Origin of the sequence: Nocardia sp. NPDC060220 (genome assembly GCF_042727815.1) — a bacterium.
Lineage (GTDB): Bacteria > Actinomycetota > Actinomycetes > Mycobacteriales > Mycobacteriaceae > Nocardia.
This window is the reverse complement of sequence record NZ_JBHWZY010001373.1, coordinates 1-1,090: the sequence shown is the minus strand read 5'-3', so window position 1 is coordinate 1,090 and position 1,090 is coordinate 1. Positions and strand designations below refer to the sequence as shown.

Sequence of the window (1,090 nt, the reverse complement as noted above, 5' to 3'; positions counted from 1 at the left end):
CACCGCCAGTGCGATCCCCGCCGCGAACAGAATTTGCCTCATCGAGCTGTATTACCTTCCGCTGCCCCGGTCAGGTGCTCGGCGACGGCCCACAGGCCCACCGCCTTCGACGCCTTGACCAGTACCACATCGCCTGCGGCGATCTCGTCGTCGAGCAGCGCGATCGCCGCGTCGATATCGGGAACGAGGATCGATTCCTCGCCCCATGAGCCTTCCATCACCGCTCCCTGGTGCATGCCGTGGGAGGGTCGTCCGGTGCCGACCACGATCAACCGGTCGACGTCGAGGCGCACGGCCAGGCGTCCGATCGCGTCGTGTTCGATCACCGAGGTGTCGCCGAGTTCGCCCATTTCGCCGAGCACGGCCCAGCTGCGCCGGGGCTCGTCAGCCGATTTCGCGAGAGTGACCAGCGCTTTGAGCGCCGCGCGCACCGAGTCGGGGTTGGCGTTGTAGGAGTCGTTGATGACAGTGACGCCCGCAGGGGTGGTCGTCACGTCCATCCGGCGGACCGAGGCCGCGGTGGCGCCGGACAGCGCCTGGGCGACGGTCGCCAGGTCGGCGCCGCATTCGAGAGCGACGGCAGCGGCGGCCAGGGCGTTGCCGACCTGGTGTTCGCCGTGCACAGCCAGTCGCACCGGGATCGATTCGCCGCCCACGTGCAGGGTGAAGTGGGCGCGGGCCTGGTCGTCGGTGATCACGTCGGTGGCGCGGATGTCCGCGTCGCCGGACAGCCCGACCTTCACCACGCGTGCCTTGGTGCGCGACGCCATGGCCGAGACATTGGGGTCGTCGGCGTTGAGCACCGCCAGCCCCTCGGCGGGCAGCGCCTCGACGAGCTCGCCCTTGGCTTGCGCGATCGCCTCGCGGCTCCCGAATTCGCCGAGGTGGGCGGTGCCGACATTGAGCACGACACCGATCCGCGGCGGTGCGATGCGGGCCGCGGCGGCGATGTGGCCGACACCGCGAGCCGACAGTTCGAGCGCGAGAAACTTGGTGTCCAGACCGGCGCGCAGGGCCGTCCACGGGTGGCCGAGTTCGCTGTTGAACGAGCCCGGCGGGGCGATGACCGGACCCAGCGGCGCCAGCACGG

Annotated in this window: 1 protein-coding gene; it reads right to left on the bottom strand. The window is 70.3% G+C overall.

The features are described 5' to 3' along the window. Positions 1-38: 38 nt before the first annotated feature. Positions 39-1,090, bottom strand: a 1,052-nt coding sequence (gene murF / locus ACFWF3_RS36870; protein ID WP_379318882.1) for a UDP-N-acetylmuramoyl-tripeptide--D-alanyl-D-alanine ligase, incomplete at its 5' end; no start/stop codon positions are given.